At 43.9% G+C, this 2,039-nt stretch carries 3 protein-coding genes; 1 reads left to right on the top strand and 2 read right to left on the bottom strand.

Features of this window, described 5'->3' with window-relative positions; all coding sequences use genetic code 11:
• On the top strand, window positions 1–596 hold a 596-nt coding region (locus tag AC1DVB_RS26840; RefSeq protein ID WP_477591863.1), incomplete at its 5' end, for an aminoacetone oxidase family FAD-binding enzyme.
• Window positions 597–762: 166 nt separating this feature from the next.
• Here the strand turns inward: AC1DVB_RS26840 and AC1DVB_RS26835 are convergent.
• Both AC1DVB_RS26835 and AC1DVB_RS26830 read right to left on the bottom strand, forming a co-directional pair.
• Entirely contained in the window at window positions 763–1,017 is a 255-nt protein-coding gene (locus AC1DVB_RS26835; protein ID WP_053537337.1) for an MGMT family protein, read from the bottom strand.
• A gap of 78 nt (window positions 1,018–1,095) precedes the next feature.
• The gene (locus AC1DVB_RS26830; protein ID WP_095679184.1) at window positions 1,096–1,656 is read right to left on the bottom strand and encodes an MEDS domain-containing protein; all 561 of its coding nucleotides are present in this window, start codon (window positions 1,654–1,656) and stop codon (window positions 1,096–1,098) included.
• Window positions 1,657–2,039: the final 383 nt, after the last annotated feature.

Here is a 2,039-nt window from a genome sequence, read left to right as displayed (position 1 = left end):
ACCCAAAGGGAAAGGCCCTGATTACGCATAGAATGGATATGCTCTTCACCCATTTTGGCGTCTCCGGTCCAGCTGTTCTAAGATGCAGCCAATTCGTCGTGAAAGCGATGAAGAAATGGAACCTGTCGGAAGTGACCATGAAACTCGATGCCCTTCCGGACCGAAACAAGGAAGAGGTTTTTCAAGACATCATGAAGGAAATAAAAGCCGAACCGAAAAAAGCCATTAAAAACACCTTAAAAGGTTTAGTTCCTGAACGATACCTTCACTTCCTGCTTGAGCGAAGCGGCATCGACCTTSAAGAGCAAGGGGCGACGATATCAAATGAAAAAATCCGCCGCTTTGCAGAATTATGCAAGGACTTCCAATTCGAGGTGCACGGCACCCAGCCGCTAGAAAAAGCCTTCGTAACGGGCGGCGGCGTATCCGTCAAAGAAATACATCCAAAAGAAATGGCATCCAAACTAATGGACGGACTGTATTTCTGCGGTGAAATTCTGGATATACACGGATACACAGGCGGTTACAATATCACATCGGCATTAGTAACCGGCAGGCTTGCCGGCATGAATGCTGCCATGTCTGCCCGTTCATAATCCTAAAAGAGGCTGATCCGCTTGGATCAGCCTCTTTTACTGCGATTTCGTAAGCCTATACATCGTGTTCGTTAGGCTTTGATTCTGGTGTAGGTGCTCTTGTTTTGGCCTTCACTGTACTTTTTCGACCAAACCCGCGCCCGCCACTACTAGTCCGGCTATGCGTTTAAAATATTTCTGGATGATAGCGATATGCTTCGAGGTCAATGGTATTCCGGCCCGTGAACGTGATGCCTTCACTCTCGAGCATCGCCTTCTGGTGTTCTGCTGCGCCCTCCGCTTTTATGCCGATTTCACCTTTGGCATTGATCACCCGGTGCCATGGAAGGTCATGTTTTTTACTGCTAGAATGAAGGATCCTTACGACCTGCCTTGCACCGCGCGGACTTCCGGCGAGCTGTCCAATTTGACCATATGTCATCACTTTACCGGAGGGAATCCGTTGTATGATATGAATGACCCGTTCAGTAAAACTTTCCAAATACCTCGCCCCTTTATTCTATCCGTTTGCTAAAATCGTGATTTTTTCATCGGTAATCAGGACTCCATGATGTTTGATCAAGTTTGTTTTAAGCTCGGCAGGCATTCTGCAGTCATCGTATGCACATACAGAAATCAATCCTCTTTCCTTGATCAATTTGTCGATCCCTTTTTCATATTCGCCTATCGCAAAGCTGACTTGATCGTCATGGCCCCATTCAACATGGCCCCAAGTCCGGATGTGCTGATTGCGTTTAGTGTATACATCGATATTTTCCAAGAAATAATCAACCATGGTCGAAGGATGGAAGTCTCCATGAAAACAATAAAAATCAAAATTATTCATAAGATGCACTTGCTCCAATTGCTCCTCATTTAAATGAAGCTGCAATTTCTTGTACACGAAAGGAAAGATGCGGTCGTTTTCGACGACCAGGATATGGTCTCCCTGTTGAACACCGGTAATGATGAAAGTTGTCTCATTTTCAATGTATGACTCCAATTCATTAAAACAGTATAAAATATGGCCACCATCCGACTGCTGTATATTTTCTATTAATTGTTTCATTTTATTATCCAAAATGAATCTCTCCTTTAATACACCAGTCCGCTCTATGTATTATGTATAACTTTACCCATTATCTCCGTGTTTGTAAAATTCGTAGAAGAATATAATCCGTTTTTCCTTATGTCATGTTAAGATTTGGAATTTAGTTGAGTCGAATTGTGGCTGCTTTCAGTCCACTCAGACCTAGGCAGCCCCAATCCGGCAGACTCCGACCTTTCATGCATTTTCCCTTAGTATGTTCACCCTTAAATCACGGGATAATACGGCACATAGCGCGGGTTATAATAATATGGCGGTCTTGGTCCAATAAGCGGCAATTCAAAGGTATTTGGGTTGGAGTCATATAACAACTCCACCTTTTCATCCGATTGTTCGACCAATAACCACTTCACTTA

It is taken from the genome of Peribacillus sp. P4_D6 (assembly GCF_056401795.1).
Note: the sequence above shows the minus strand (reverse complement) of the source record. Positions and strands in the feature narration are given on the sequence as shown.

Excerpts from the sequence above, each read along its gene's own strand:
- AC1DVB_RS26835 (WP_053537337.1), bottom strand. The coding sequence starts at position 1,017 with ATGACATATGGTCAAATTGGACAGCTCGCCGGAAGTCCGCGCGGTGCA.